11 protein-coding genes and 2 pseudogenes are annotated in these 13849 nt (G+C 72.1%); 6 read left to right on the forward strand and 7 right to left on the reverse strand.

All coding sequences use genetic code 11. The annotated features are described in order from the left end of the window. Positions 1-634, forward strand: a 634-nt coding sequence (locus tag ACWER9_RS26380; protein WP_452304367.1) for an endo-1,4-beta-xylanase, incomplete at its 5' end; no start/stop codon positions are given. Between the two features lie 93 nt (positions 635-727). Here the strand turns inward: ACWER9_RS26380 and ACWER9_RS26385 are convergent. The 3 genes from ACWER9_RS26385 to ACWER9_RS26395 form a co-directional block, all read right to left on the reverse strand. Beyond that, positions 728-3610 (reverse strand): glycosyl hydrolase, encoded by a 2883-nt coding sequence (locus ACWER9_RS26385; protein ID WP_452304368.1) that lies wholly within the window; start codon positions 3608-3610, stop codon positions 728-730. A gap of 155 nt (positions 3611-3765) precedes the next feature. Continuing rightward, positions 3766-4140: an MmcQ/YjbR family DNA-binding protein gene (locus ACWER9_RS26390; RefSeq protein WP_452304369.1), complete on the reverse strand. Its 375-nt coding sequence runs from the start codon at positions 4138-4140 to the stop codon at positions 3766-3768. Positions 4141-4180: 40 nt separating this feature from the next. Next, positions 4181-4876 (reverse strand): DUF1223 domain-containing protein, encoded by a 696-nt coding sequence (locus ACWER9_RS26395; protein ID WP_452304370.1) that lies wholly within the window; start codon positions 4874-4876, stop codon positions 4181-4183. Positions 4877-5030: 154 nt separating this feature from the next. Here ACWER9_RS26395 and ACWER9_RS26400 point away from each other — a divergent pair, with 154 nt between their 5' ends. Together ACWER9_RS26400 and ACWER9_RS26405 are read left to right on the forward strand one after the other, a co-directional pair. Further along, entirely contained in the window at positions 5031-5333 is a 303-nt protein-coding gene (locus tag ACWER9_RS26400) for a GNAT family N-acetyltransferase (RefSeq protein WP_452304371.1), read from the forward strand. Positions 5334-5382: 49 nt separating this feature from the next. Then, positions 5383-6099, forward strand: a complete 717-nt coding sequence (locus ACWER9_RS26405; protein WP_452304372.1) for an isocitrate lyase/PEP mutase family protein — start codon at positions 5383-5385, stop codon at positions 6097-6099. A gap of 413 nt (positions 6100-6512) precedes the next feature. Here the strand turns inward: ACWER9_RS26405 and ACWER9_RS26410 are convergent. From ACWER9_RS26410 to ACWER9_RS26425, 4 genes and pseudogenes are all read right to left on the reverse strand, one after another. After that, a pseudogene (locus ACWER9_RS26410) lies at positions 6513-6797 on the reverse strand (hypothetical protein); the annotation flags it as partial. A gap of 1229 nt (positions 6798-8026) precedes the next feature. Continuing rightward, positions 8027-9376: an FAD-dependent oxidoreductase gene (locus tag ACWER9_RS26415; RefSeq protein WP_452304373.1), complete on the reverse strand. Its 1350-nt coding sequence runs from the start codon at positions 9374-9376 to the stop codon at positions 8027-8029. Between the two features lie 109 nt (positions 9377-9485). Continuing rightward, positions 9486-9818 (reverse strand): annotated as a pseudogene (locus ACWER9_RS26420) (TcmI family type II polyketide cyclase); the annotation flags it as partial. Between the two features lie 129 nt (positions 9819-9947). Continuing rightward, entirely contained in the window at positions 9948-10745 is a 798-nt protein-coding gene (locus ACWER9_RS26425) for an AfsR/SARP family transcriptional regulator (protein ID WP_452304374.1), read from the reverse strand. 423 nt (positions 10746-11168) lie between these two features. On the opposite strand from ACWER9_RS26425, the gene ACWER9_RS26430 reads away from it, so the two are divergent. Genes ACWER9_RS26430 through accB form a run of 3 tightly spaced genes read left to right on the forward strand, consistent with a single transcriptional unit; the run spans position 11169 to position 13848 of the window. Continuing rightward, on the forward strand, positions 11169-11507 hold the full coding sequence (locus ACWER9_RS26430) for a TcmI family type II polyketide cyclase (RefSeq protein WP_452304375.1): 339 nt from the start codon (positions 11169-11171) through the stop codon (positions 11505-11507). Further along, complete coding sequence (locus tag ACWER9_RS26435) at positions 11504-13255, forward strand: acetyl-CoA carboxylase carboxyltransferase subunit alpha (protein ID WP_452304376.1); 1752 nt, start codon at positions 11504-11506, stop codon at positions 13253-13255. The genes ACWER9_RS26430 and ACWER9_RS26435 overlap by 4 nt, the downstream gene beginning before the upstream one ends. After that, positions 13252-13848 (forward strand): acetyl-CoA carboxylase biotin carboxyl carrier protein, encoded by a 597-nt coding sequence (gene accB / locus ACWER9_RS26440; protein WP_452304377.1) that lies wholly within the window; start codon positions 13252-13254, stop codon positions 13846-13848. The genes ACWER9_RS26435 and accB overlap by 4 nt, the downstream gene beginning before the upstream one ends. Position 13849 lies beyond the last annotated feature (1 nt).

Below are 13849 nucleotides of genomic sequence, written 5' to 3' on the forward strand. Positions count from 1 at the left end.
CTACCAGGCCAACCTGCAGCGCTTCGCCGACCTCGGCGTGGACGTGCAGATCACCGAGCTGGACGTGATGACCGGCGGCAACCAGGCCAACATCTTCGGCGCGGTCACCCGGGCCTGCATGAACGTCTCGCGCTGCACCGGCATCACCGTGTGGGGCGTGCGCGACTGCGACTCGTGGCGTGGCTCGGACAACGCGCTGCTGTTCGACTGCAACGGCAACAAGAAGGCCGCGTACACGAACGTCCTGAACGCTCTCAACGCCGGCACGGGCACCCCCACCACCCCGCCACCGACGACGCCCCCGCCCACCGACCCGCCGCCCACCACCCCGCCGCCGACCACCGGCGGATGCTCGGCGTCGGTGTCGCTGAACTCGTGGAACGGTGGGTTCGTGGCAAACGTGAAGGTGACCGCCGGCTCCGCCGGTACCAACGGGTGGAACGTCAGCGTCACCCTGCCCAGTGGTGCCAGCGTCACCAGCACCTGGAGTGCGACGGCCAGCGGCTCCACCGGCACGGTGCGGTTCGCCAACGTCGACTACAACGGCCGGCTCAACGCCGGCCAGGTCGCCGAGTTCGGCTTCCAGGGCACGGGCAGCGGGACCGGAATGACGCCCACCTGCACCGCCTCCTGACACCGACCGACTGACCACAGCACGTCGGCCGGTGTGCGGGACCGTTCCTGGTCCCGCACACCGGCCGACGTCGTGTCGCGACGAACGGATCGGTCAGGAGTACGGAAGTCGCAGCACCGACTGGTTGCCGATGCCCACCGTGCTCGGGTTGTTGCCGATCGCCGACCAGACCTCCACCCGGACCGTGCCGTTGCTCAGCGTGCCCAACGTGCCGGTGGCCGAGGCCAGGCCGGCGCTCTGGGTGTAGTGCTCGTAGCCGGCCACCGGATCGGTGGCGAAGTAGCGCGACGTCTCCACCCGGTCCCAACTGCCGTTGCCGGTGAGGTCGTAGGAGATTCGCACCTGCACGCCGTTGCCGACCGCCGCCCCGGCGTCCACGAACAGGTCGAACGCGGTCTGCCCGCCCGAGTAGGCGAGGTTGAGGCCGGTCGCCGTGAAGACCTGGGCGTTTGTCGGCGTACCATCGTGGTTTCCGTTTGCCGCCGCGACAGTCGTCGTGGCCGCGCTACCGGCGCCACCCAGACCGCCCCCGGGCAGCAGGTAGCGGGTCGGCCCGCCGGTGGACGGCGGCGGGGTCGTCGTCGGCGGGGTCGTCGTCGGCGGGGGATCGGTGGGCGTCGTCGGAGGGACGCCGCCGGCCGCGTTGCCACCACTCCAGGTGTACGCCCCGGTGGTGGCCGTCTTGCCGGCTCCCACGGTGAGCGTGGTGCCGTTGGAGAACGTGACGGTGATCGGCGTAGCCGTCGGGTTCGAGGCCACGTAGGTGCGGGCCCCGTTGCGGGAGAACACCGCGGACAGCGGATGGTTGCCGGTCACCGACGTGTCGACGGTGCCAAGGGCGGCGAGGTTGCGGATCCAGTGGAACGTGTGCGCCCGGCTCTCGCCCTCCTCCGGCGTGTAGCCCGGGTTCGCCCGCAGATTCGCCAACGCCGCGTCGGCGTCACCGAGGGCCTGGAACTGCCAGAGGATGTCCTGCCACACGGTCGGCGGCCCGCCGTTGTTGCGGACGAGTTCGGCGTAGTTGGTCCGCACGTACGCCGGGTTGTTGCCGAGGTAGAGGTGCCCGCCGGTGACCGGAAGCAGGTTGATGCCCTGGATCATCTCCGGCTCGCCGCTGAACCAGGTGGCGTACGCGCCACCGTCACCCCAGACCATGCCGACCGTCGAGTGCCCGAACGCGCTCGGGAAGTTCTGGTCGCTGACGTCGAACCAGTACTCCTGGATGGCCGCGGCCTGCGTGGTGTACAGGAAGACGCCCGCGTCGCGGACTGCCGTGTCACCGGTCGTCTGCCCCCACTGGATCAGGGCGCTCGCGAAGTTCATCCCCTCCGACGAGGACTCCTGGTTGTTGCCCGAGCCGAAGGAGCCGTGCCCGGACGCCCAGTCGTGACCGGCGTAGATGTCGAAGTCCCGCAGGTACGGGAAGCGGGTGTCGTCGCGGCGGTAGTTGTTGGCGTCCCGGATCAGCAGGTCCACCATGCCGCCGTAGCGGCTGGTGGCCGCCCAACTCGGGTCGAACTTCGCCAGGGTCGCGGCGGCGGCGATGTAGTAGCCGTAGTGGAAGTGGTGGTCGTTGAGCTCCTGGTCGGACCCGTACGACGCGGGGTAGCCGATCAGGGTGCCCCAGTTGTTGTCGTAGTAGAAGACCCGACTGGTCTTGCCGCTGGACGCGGTGAACCAGTCGGTGAGCGTGCTTCGGATCGCGTTCAGCGCGCTGTCGCGGGTAGTGGTGTCGTTGACCTGGTCGGCGATCTCGGCGATCCGCGCGGCCCGGCCGAGGCCCTTGCCGGTCCAGTAGGTGTCGTTGCCGCGCTGGTCCATCGGGTTGGCGCGGGTGGCGGCCAGGTGTCCGGTGAGCGTCGACAGGTCACCACCGCTGCCGTCGCCGACGGCCGGCAGTTCGGGCAGGATGCCCTGGAACTTCATGGCGGTGCGGAACTGGTTGACACCGGTGAGCACCTTCATCCGCCCGCGCGCCGACGGGTAGGTCGGCGTGATCGCGGTGGAGCCGCTCAGCGACTTCCACTGGTGCGGGTAGAGGCTGACCACGGTCTGCGTGGCGCTGCCCTCCCGGGCGGTCGTGGTGAACGCGTACGTGGTGGTCAGGCCGCTGGTCGCGGGGTTGTACGCGTACGAAACCTGGGTGCCGGTCACGTGGGCGTGCGCGTACTGGCCGTAGGTGGCGGCCAGGCTGGCGCGTTCGGCCGTGCTCGACGTCGGCGGCAGGAGGGCGACGGAGAAGTAACCGCGGCCGGCCAGGGTGGAGGAGATCCGGCCGGAGGCCACCGTCCAGCTGGCGCCGCTCGGCGCGAACCCGACGTAGTCGTGGCCGTTGACCCGGAAGCCGATGGTGGCCCCACTGTTCGACCAGACGTCGGGGGTGCCGGCGGTGCTGATCTGCGCGTTCCCGCCGGTGGTCTGGAAGTACGCGAAGGGCAGACCGTGGCCGATCGTCGCGCGCATGGTGCGGGTGCCGTCGCTCCAGTGCGGGCTGACCGTCCAGTCCGTCCAGCCGTCGACCTTCACCAGGGGTGCGCTGAGCCCGGCCACGCCGACCCGGATGTCCTGCACGTACGGGTAGTGGTACTCGCCGACACCGGTGGCGGTGCCGCTGATGGCGGGCGTCGAGTTGGCCGAGAAGCCGAGCCCGTCGCCGAAGGTGTCGTACGAGATCGGGTGGGCGTGCAACGGCTCGCTGAAGGAGCAGTCGGTGCGCTTCCACAGCAGCGAGGACCACCAGTCGTTGGTGGGTATCGGCCCGGCTGGCGCGTTGGCGGTGGCGAACTGCCGGGGGTTGCTGGACATCGCGCCGCAGCCGCTGGGGAGCGGGCCGACCGGGGTGGTGGTGTAGCTGCCGGCGCCCACGGGTGCGGCTTCGGCGGCGGGGGTGACGGGGATGGCGAGACCGCCGACGACCAGGGCCAGCGCGGTGGCGGCGGCCAGGGCCCATCGGCGGTGGGGGACGGGAGGTTTCATGGTGCCTCCATCGCGCGCCGGGTGCGGCCCTTGCCGGGTCCAGCGCGATGCGTCTGAATTGGGGGGAAGGTCAGGTGAGAGAGCGCTCTCTCGGCAACGGTAGTGGAGCACCGAGATCCCCGTCAATGTGTCGGGCCCGTTGCGTGCTGATGTCGCTACTTGCCGGCGCCCGCACGGTCGCCCAGCAACGCGTCCGGCACGCGCATCCGCCACGCGTCGCTCACCAACTCGGTCAGCCGGTCGAGGTCGACCGCGGCCAGGCGCAGCAACACCAGGGGCAGACCGTCGTAGCCCGGAGTGGTGAAGAAGATCTCGGGCTCCCCGAGCAGAAGGGCCTGCTTCTCGGCCTCGTCGCCGACGAACAACACCGCGATGTCGAGCCGGATCACCCGCGGCTTGCCCGGCACCCGCTCCGGGTAGGACCAGACGAAACCCTTGTCGGCCACCCGGAAGTCGAAGCCGTCACTGGGAATCTCCACCGTGTGCGGCAGGGCCAGCGCCACCCGGCGTACGTCGTCCGCGTCAGCCACCGAACCCCCTCGCACCGCGCGCCATCCGCATACGCCGAGATTACGCGCTGGACAGCTCGACCGCGGTGGCGCCGACGATGGCCCGATCACCGTTCTCCTGGACATAGCCGACCACGCTGGCGCGGCCCGGATCGAGACCGGGTGGTGTCGCCAGCTCCACCTGCCCCCGCTCGGCGGCCAGGGCCACCGACCGGAACGCCCGCACCACGTTGTCCTGCCGCAGCGTCCGACCGGCGTTCTCCCCCCGGGCGATCTCGCTGGTCAGGTCCCGCTCCACGACCGCCACGTGCACCACCGAGCCCGGGGGCGGCTGTTCGGTCCGGTAGTCCACCATCACCCGGTCGTCGGCGAGGTCGGCGATGGAGAGCGCCAGCGGTGTGGTGGCGGTCGAGGCCATGGCGGACATGATCGCGCCGGCCGCCCGTCGGCGATCGGAGCCGACGAACTCGACGGTCCCGTTGACGACCATCTGCGGGGTGTACAGACCTCTGGTGCCCAACGCGCGGGCGTACGTCTCCTGCCGCGCGGTGTACGCCGCGTCGGCGAACTGGTCGGGCCACCCCAGGTCGTCCCAGTAGTCGACGTGGAACCCGAGGGCGAAGACGTTCTGTCCCCGCTCCCGTGCGTCGCGTTCGATCTCGCTCAGCAACTCCTCCGCCGGAGGACAACTGTTGCAGCCCTGGGACGTGAACATCTCGACGACGGCGAAGCCGCCGTCCGTTGCCGGATCCGTCATGCTGGCGGGTCTCCTCCCACGATGTGACCGGCGGTGTCGTGTGCTGTGGCGCCTGGCGGTGTTGCGTTTCCCGTTTCGGTCCCGACAATGCGCGGAATCACCTCCCCACCGGCCTCGCGGGGAGCGCCGCCGGGTCGGGTGGTTGGATGGTCGGGTGCAGTTCACCGTGACAGACGCGTCGGCGCGGGAGCGTTTCGAGGCGCGCGACGAGGCGGGCGTGGTCGCCGGGTTCGTCACCTACCAGCTGACCGGTTCGATCATCGCCTACACGCACACCGAGGTCGATCCGGCGTACGAGGGCAGGGGCCTCGGTTCGACGCTGGCGCGAGCTGTCATGGACGACGCGCGGAGCAAGGGCCGCACCGTCGTGCCGATCTGCCCGTTCCTCGCCGACTGGCTGGTCAAGCACCCGGAGTACGAGAGCATCGTGGTCCGCTCGACCCGCAAGATCAAATAAACGCTGCTCGCCGCCGACGGGCGGGTTCCACCTCCGGGAGACCCGAACGATGACCGCCTCCACCTTCCGTGCCCTGCACCACGCCCGTGCCGCCGGCGACCCGCTCGTCCTGCCAGGCCCCTGGGACGCGGCCAGCGCGCGGATGCTTGCCGACGCCGGATACCCGGCGCTGGCGACCCCGAGCGCGGGCGTCGCCGCCTCCCTCGGCTACGAGGACGGCGCGACCCCGCCCGACGAGATGTTCGCGGCGGTTGCGCGCATCGTCCGCGCCGTGTCCGTTCCGGTATCCGCCGACGTCGAAGGCGGGTACGGCCTGACCCCTCGCGAGCTGGTCGCACGGCTGTTGGAGGCCGGTGCCGTCGGCTGCAACCTGGAAGACTCGGACGGGCACGCCACCCTCAAGGACCCCCGCCGGCACGCCGACTGGCTGGCCGAGGTACGCGCCGAAGCGGGTGACGCCCTCTTCATCAACGCGCGTGTCGACACGTTCCTGGTCGGCACGGGTGACCCGGCCGAGGCGATCGAACGCGCCCGCCGCTACGTGGCGGCCGGCGCCGACTGCGTCTACCCGATCCTGGCGCCGCCGCAGGTGCTCCCGCAGCTGCGCGAGGGCATCTCCGGCCCGATCAACATGGCCGCCCAGCCCGACCGGGAGTCCGTGGCCGAACTGGGCCGGCAGGGCGCGACACGCATCACCTTCGGCCCAGGAATGCAGCGGTACGCAATGGCATCGATCGGCGACCTCGCAGCGAGGCTGCGCGCCTGAGGCTGCGCGCCCCCGACGCGCCGGTTCCGGGTGGCCGTGCTGCTCGGGGTGGCCGTGCTGCTCGGGGTGGCCGTGCTGCCCTGGGGCGTAGTTGCGCGGGTGCCGCCACCCGCTCGCCTGGCCGCCTGCCGGCAAGATCGCACTACATCATGGATGTAGTGGCGTCAGCCGCGCTCGACACCACTACTTCCAGGATCGAGCACGACCGTGGGGCGGGTGTACGGGCCGCTCGGTGCGGTGGTCGACTCGGGTTTCTGGATGTCGGGGTGTCCGGGGCAAGTGGATGGCGCGGTTTCCTGCAAGCCGAGTCGATCATCGGGGGCGGCCGGCGTAGGCGGGTTTCTCGGTAGGTACGGCCGAGCCCCCGGCGCGCCGTCGCGAGGGACGGCTACCGGGGGCTCGAATGTAGGCGGTCAGGCCTGGTTGCCGTTCGGCAGCACCGCGGCCATCTCGTCGCCGGCGCCGGCGAGCACGCGGGCCTGCTGCGGCCAACTGGCCAGGCCAGGCGCGGCACGCAGGCCGGCGGCCCGGATGAGGTCGCGCAGTGCCGGCTCGTCCAACTCGCCGAGCTGGCCGTACGTGCGCACCCCGGCGTCCTGCAAGGCCGCCGCCATCTTCGGGCCGATTCCCTGGATCCGGCGGAAGTCGTCGGCCGGGCCCGTCGGGTCGGCGTCGACGCTGCTGATCGCCGCGTCGGCAGCCGAACGGACCGGAGGGGTCGCGGCGGCGGTCGGCCGGACCGGAGGCGTCGCCACCGCCGACCGCTCGGCCTCCTCGGCGGCATCCACCGACTCGGCCTGCACCGATGCGGCATCCGCCGACGCGGCGTGCACGGAGTCGGTGTGCACCGACTCGGCCTGCACCGACTCGGCCTGCACCGATGCGGCGTGCACCGGCTCGGCCTCCGCCGACTCGGCCTCCGCCGACTCGGCCTGCACGGAGTCGGTGTGCACCGAGTCGGCAACCGACGGATCGTCCGGAGCCTCTGCCGACGTCCGGGCGACAGTCGTCGCCGTGGTCTGCGCATCGTCGTCCGCAGTGGCCGCGAGCGGCGCATCCTCGGCCGGCGTCGTGTCGACGGGCGGGAGGTCGTCTGCGGGCTGGCGGGGAGCGACCACGGCCGCCGGGGTGGGCTGCTCGTCGACCGTGAGCGGTTCGGCGGCCGATCCCGCAGTCGGCTCGGGCCGCAGGTCGGTAGTGTCGGACTGCTCGGCGGCCGGTACGGGCGGCGGGTCCTCGGTCAGTGCCATGTCGCCCGGGTCGACGGTGCTCGGGGCGTCCGCCGGCACGGGCACCGGGGTGGGACCGTCCGGTTCGGTCGTCGCGGCCGGCGCGCTGACCGTGTCGACAGGTACCGGCTCGTCGGCGACAGCGGTGGGCGCCGGGTCGACGGCGGCCGCGGGCCGGGCCTCGTCGGTGGTGGCGGCCGGCGTGGGCGTGGAGATCACGGCCAGGCCGGCGACGGGGTCACCATCCACAATCGAATTACCCTGTACGCCCCGCCGGCCGCGCAGCAGCCACCCGGCGGCCAGGCCCAGCACCAGTGCCAGTACCACTATCAGCGAGTGTCCGAAAGACCACGCCACGGCGAACCTCCCTCTCAGCTCGTTGGAAAAGTCACGAGAAAAACTCGCCGCAGCTTTGCACACGCGTATTGCCGACGACAGGCAGGATCGGCCGTCAGCGTTGCAGGTGGGACGACCACCTCAGCCGGTGCCTGTGGAGTGACGCAGCGTCGCCCAATCGCACCCAGGTCCGGACCGACGAGACCGGGACCCAGCGACACCGGGACCCGGCGCGAGACGCCGGACGCGAATGAGACCAACGGCCGGGGTGAAGGGGCCAGGTACCGACCAGAGCCGGGCACGGAGACGACGCGACCCGGGCCCGGCGCGGAACGCCGAGCCCGGGTCGGGCGATGCGGGCTTCAGTCCTGGTCGCCCTCGTAGGTGTGGAAGTCGTCGACGAACCGGCGACGAAGCGGTGGTACGCGGCTGGTCACCCCGAAGTAGCCACGCGCGCCGAGCAGCGCGAGCCGGCCCACCACCGGCCGGTACATCCGGTCCTCGCCGTTGGTGCCGCTGCGGTTCAACGATTCGGCGACCCGCGCGAAGCCGTACGGCGCCATCACGGCCTCGTAGTCGGCGACCGCCTGGAGTAGCGTCTTGTCGCCGGCGGTGGCGCGGCGAAGCTGTTCGCAGAGCAGACGCGCGTCGCGTAGCGCGGTGTTCGCGCCCACGCCACGACCGGGGGTCATGGTGTGGATGGCGTCGCCGAGCATGGTGACGGTGCTGCTCTTCCAGGGCGGCACCGGCTCGGACGTGGACACTTTGATCGGTAGGGCGCTGGCCGGGTCCGCGTGGGCGAGCAACTCCCGCAGGTGCGGGTGCCAGTTCGAGGTGAGGTCCAGCGCTATGTGCACGAGATCCTCGCCGCGGCGTTGCATGATGTCGGCCGGGAACCGGTTTGCCGCACTCCAGATGATCAGGTTGATGTTGTCGGTGGTGGTGTCGTGGGTCAGGCCGGGCCACTCTCGGAGCAGGGCGGCATCGGCCTCGCTGACGCCCGGCTTGATCGCCCGTTCGGCGTCCCACTTGAACTCCATCACGTGCAGCACGCCCATCATCCCGCCGACGCCGAAGATCAACGAGATGCCCTGCTGGACCCGCTCCGGAATGAGACCCCGGGTGTGCGGGGTCAGCGGGATCCGGGTGGCGATGTTGATCGTTCCGGCGTCGCGGGTGACGGCGTGCGGCAGGTACTGGCGACGTACGGCGGAATGGGTGCCGTCGGCCGCCACCAGCAGGTCGCCGGTGGCGGTGGTGCCGTCGGCGAAGTGCGCGGTGACGGTGCCGTCGTCACGCTGCTCGTACCGGGTGAAGGTCTTGTCGAAGTGCACCACGTCCTCCAGGCCGGTCAGCAGTACCTGGCGTAGCACCATCCGGGCCACCGAGTGTTCGGTGCGTACCGGGTCGGCGCTCGGCCGGAGCGCGAACGACGCGGTCTGGCGGAGCCCCTGGGTGACGACGTTGAAGTAGTGCGGCGGTCGGGCGCAGGTGGCGAGGAAGGTGGCGAACAGTTCCGGGGGTAGGCACTCCCGGAGCGCCCGGCTACCGGTGGGGCCGATGCCGACCCGGTAGCCGAGCAGACCTTCGGCGCGGTCGCGGTGCCGTTCGTAGACGGCGACGCTGATCCCGGCGCGGCGCAGGCCGTGCGCCAGGCACAACCCGCCCGTGCCCGCGCCGATGATCAGGACGTGCGGCGGCGCGGCGGACATGTCAACCGGCCGGGTGCGCGGCGGGCGCCTCGGTGCTGGCCTGGCGCGCAGCGGGCGCGGTGGTATCGGCGGGGTCCGCCGTAGGCGCGGCGGCGCTGTCCGGGCTGGCTGCGGGCGCGGCGGTGGCGTCCCAGCGGTAGAAGCAGCCGGCGATCGCGTCCCGGGGGGAGCGCCAGGTCGGAAGGTACGGCGAGGTGTGCGCGGAGAGTCGCTCGTTGACCTGTCGGAAGAGCGGGTGGTTGCGGGCCGCCGCGAGCGCATCCGGGTCGACGTCGTCCGAGGTCTCCAGCAGGTGTACGCACAGGTCGTGGAGGCAGTACAGGGACCGGTGCGTGACGCCGGTCAGGCTGGGCAGTTCGGTGGCGTCGGATTCGGCGAAGATCTGCGCGACTCGCCCCTCCGCTCCCGGGATGATCCGGCTGACGATCAGTAGACGACTCATGGGACCCCTTCCGCCGGTGGCCTGCCCGACCCACGGGGGTCGGTGCCACGTGCTCTGTGCCGCCCACCGTGCCGCAGTGCCTGTCACGTCACCGTCACGTGCGTTGAGCGGTCGGTGACGGGTGGCGCGTCACGTACGCCGGCCGGCCGGTGACCTGCCATCGGTGATGGCGTCGCGGCTGGCCTGGCGGATCGGGGCGAGCGTGTCGTCGAGCAGGGCGCTCATGGCGGGGCTCGGCTCCAGGCGCAGCTCACGGCGCAGCAGGTCCCGGTAGACGTAGAAGGCGTGCACGGCCTCGAAGGCGTTGCCCTCGGCCAGGTGGATGCGGACCACCAGTCGGTGTGGTGTCTCCCGTAACGGCTCGGCGGCCATCGCCTCCAGCGCGGCTTCGAGGGCCTCGCCGTGCCGGCCCGCGGCCAGGTGGTGCCCGGCCACCTGTTCCAGCATGTGCAGGCGGAGTTGGCGCAGGCGCTCCCGGTCCAGCAGCACCCAGTCGTCGTACCAGCCGGGGAGGAGGTCGTGCCGCCCGGCGGCGAGCGCTCCGGCCGCGGTGCGTGGGTCGTCGCCGTCGCGGACCCGGGCCGCGGTGCCGACCAGGTCGTCCACGTCGAGCCGGACCGCCGGGCCGAGGCGTACGGTGTCGCTGGCCACGGTCATCGGGCAGCACGGATCCTGTCGGAGTCGCCACAGGGCGGTGCGCAGGGAGGACAGCGCCCGCTCCTCCGACGCGTCGGGCCAGAGCAGGCCGGCGAGCTGGCTGCGGGTGGCGCCGGGGCGGAGCCCGATCAGCGCGATCACCCGTTGCAGCCCCCGCGGCACCACGACCGGCACCGCCTCGCGGAGGAGCCGGAAGCCCCCGAGCAGATGGAGTGACACGCCCTCCTCGGGCGGGTCCCCGGCGGTCGGCACGGACGGATCAGCGGCCACGGCGGCACCCCCTGCGGAACGCTCGTCCCGACATCTGCTGTGTCCCGGATCGGTTGCCCGCGACGCCACTGTCGACGCCGCCGATGGTGGCGTGGCCGGGCGCGGCCCCGCCCGCTGAGGCCGCCGGGCTGACCACGCTGAAGATTATCAATTACGGTCACGTTGCGTCAACGTCAGCATGGACCTTCTATCAGTGACAGTCAACCCGAGATCGGTTCTGAACTGGGTAAACGTTAGCGCGGTGAGTGCGCCGGACGCATAGCTGATACACAGGTTGCGTCAACGCAGCGTCACCGCAATGCGTCGCTGGTCAGCCCGTCGTGGTGACGCCGTCGTGACGTGGATCGGCGCATCGTGGCCGGAGTCGTCAGGCGCGTCCGGGGTCCACCCGTCGTCGACCGGACGCCGTGGGGGAGGCCCAGTATGGAGCGATCACTGATCGTCGCGAAGGTGGATCCGACCGCCGAGGAGCGGGTCGCCGAGATCTTCGCCGAGTCGGACTCGACGGAGCTGCCGCGCCTGGTCGGTGTCCGGCACCGCTCGCTGTACCGACTGCACGACCTCTATGTGCACCTGCTCGAAACCGCACAGCCGGCCGAGGGGGCGGTGGAGGCCGCCCGTGACCACCCCGAGTTCATCCGGGTCAGTGACCGCCTGCGCCCGTACGTGTCGCCGTACCTGTCGACCTGGCGCTCGCCGCGGGACGCCATGGCGCGGTGCTTCTACCGGTTCGACGCCCCGGACACCGGGCGGCGGTCGTGACAGCCACCGCGCCGCGCGAAGAGCAGCTCTGGTCGCGCTGCGCCGGCTGCGCCAGTCTGCTCTACCGCAAACGGTTGCGCCGCAACCTCGACGTCTGTCCGGAGTGCGGGGAACATGCCCGCCTCGGCGCGCCGGAACGCCTGCGCCAACTGGTCGACCCGGGTTCGCTGTGTCCGCTGCCCGACCGGCTGCCGGAGGCGGATCCGCTCGACTTCGTCGACGTGCTGCCGTACCCGCACCGGCTCACCGGCGCGCGGGCCAGCACCGGCCTGGCCGAGGCGGTCGTCTGCGCCACCGCCACCATCGGTGGGCACCCGGCGGCCCTGGCGGTGATGGACTTCCGCTTTCTCGGCGGCAGCCTGGGCTGCGCGGTGGGCGAGTCGATCACCCGGGCGGCCGAACGGGCGCTCGACGACCGCACCCCGCTCATCCTGATCACCGCCTCCGGCGGGGCACGGATGCAGGAGGGCGTGCTGTCGTTGATGCAGATGGCGACCGTCAGCCAGGCCATCGCCGCGCTGCGCGAGGCCGGGCTGCTCACCGTGAGCGTCCTCACCGACCCGACCTACGGCGGGGTGGCCGCCTCGTTCGCCACCAACACCGATCTGGTGCTCGCCGAGAGCGGCGCGCGGATGGGCTTCGCCGGCCCCCGGGTGATCCGGCAGATCACCGGACGGGCACTGCCGGAGGGTTTCCAGACCGCCGACTTCCTGCTCCGACACGGGCAGGTCGACATGGTGGTGCAGCGCCGGTCGCTGCGCGCACGGCTGATGGCGCTGCTCGCCGCGACCCGTGCCGGCCGTCCGGCGCGTCCTCCCGTACCCCGGCAGGAGCCGGCATCGCGTCGCGACCGCTTCGTCGCCGACGAGGCGGCAGTGACGCGGCCGGCGGGCCCGGTGGTCGGCCCGGCCGTGGGCGACACCCCGGCGGTACGCGACGCGTGGGACACCGTCCGGATGGCCCGGCACCCGGGGCGACCGACCACGCTCGACTACCTGGACTCCGTCTTCGACGGGTTCGTGGAGCTGCACGGTGACCGTCTCGGCGCGGACTGCCCGGCCATCGTGGGCGGGGTGGCGCGGTTGGCCGGGCGGCACGTGATGGTCATCGGCCACCAGAAGGGGCACACCACCGCCGAGTTGGTCGCCCGCAACTTCGGCATGGCCAGCCCGGCCGGGCACCGCAAGGCGCTGCGACTGATGCGCCTCGCGGCCCGGCTCGGCCTGCCCGTGGTCACCCTCGTGGACACCCCCGGCGCGGACCCCGGGGTGAGCGCCGAGGAGCAGGGCCAGGCCGCGGCCATCGCCGAGAACATCCTCACCCTCACCGTGCTGCCCACCCCCGTGCTCGCGGTGATCACCGGGGAGGGCGGCAGCGGTGGTGCGTTGGCGCTGGCGGTGGCCGACCGCGTGCTGATGCTGGAGAACGCCGTCTACTCGGTGATCAGCCCCGAGGGGTGTGCGGCGATCCTCTGGCCGGACCGTTCCGCGGCACCCCAGGCCGCCCGCGCGTTGCGACTGACCGCGCCCGACCTGTGTCGACTCGGCGTGGTCGACGAGGTCGTCCCGGAGCCGTCGAGCGCCGCGCACGACGACCCGGCGGAGACCGCCCACCGGCTGCGCGCGGCACTGCTGGACAACCTCCTGCCGCTGCTGGACGTGCCACCCGCCATGCTGGTCCGCCTGCGCCGGCAACGCTTCCGACGGTTCGGCGCGAACCGCAGCGGCGCCCGGGCGGGCCTGCGATGACCGCCGGCGACGGGACGGTGTCGACAGTCGAGGCGTCCGACGGCGTCAGGGTGGCACCGACGGTCGAGGCGTCCGACGGCGTCGGGACGGGCGGCATGGAGCCCGACGGCGTCGGGTTGGGCGGCGAAGAGGCACTGGCCGGGCTGCGCCGGCAGGCACAGCACCTGATCGCCGAGCTGGCGGGGCCGGTACGCCGGATCCGGCTGCGGAGCGGGCCGGCGGTGCTGGAGGTCGAGTGGCACCCCGAGGACGTGACTCGACCGGACGTTCCCATGCCACGGGTCGAGGCGGCACCGGCGGTCGTGCCGGCACCGGGTGCCCCACCTGCGGTGATCCGGCCGTCGGTGCCCGGGCGCGCCGCCGTGCGGGCACCGATCGTCGGCACCTTCTACCGGGCGCCGGAGCCCGGCGCGCGGCCGTTCGTCGCCGTGGGCGACCTGGTTCGCCCGGGGCAGCCGGTCGCCATCGTCGAGGCGATGAAGTTGATGAACGAGGTGACCGCCGACCGGGCCGGGCGGGTGGCCGCGATCCTCGTCGAGGACGGCCAGCCGGTCGAGTACGACCAGCCGCTCGTCGAGCTGGACCCGGCGTGAC

It is taken from the genome of Micromonospora sp. NPDC003944 (assembly GCF_053605225.1).

Coding starts and splice junctions, on each gene's coding strand:
- ACWER9_RS26385 (WP_452304368.1), bottom strand. CDS start 3,610: ATGAAACCTCCCGTCCCCCACCGCCGATGGGCCCTGGCCGCCGCCACC.
- ACWER9_RS26395 (WP_452304370.1), bottom strand. CDS start 4,876: ATGACGGATCCGGCAACGGACGGCGGCTTCGCCGTCGTCGAGATGTTC.
- ACWER9_RS26405 (WP_452304372.1), top strand. CDS start 5,383: ATGACCGCCTCCACCTTCCGTGCCCTGCACCACGCCCGTGCCGCCGGC.
- ACWER9_RS26415 (WP_452304373.1), bottom strand. CDS start 9,376: ATGTCCGCCGCGCCGCCGCACGTCCTGATCATCGGCGCGGGCACGGGC.
- ACWER9_RS26430 (WP_452304375.1), top strand. CDS start 11,169: ATGGAGCGATCACTGATCGTCGCGAAGGTGGATCCGACCGCCGAGGAG.
- accB (WP_452304377.1), top strand. CDS start 13,252: ATGACCGCCGGCGACGGGACGGTGTCGACAGTCGAGGCGTCCGACGGC.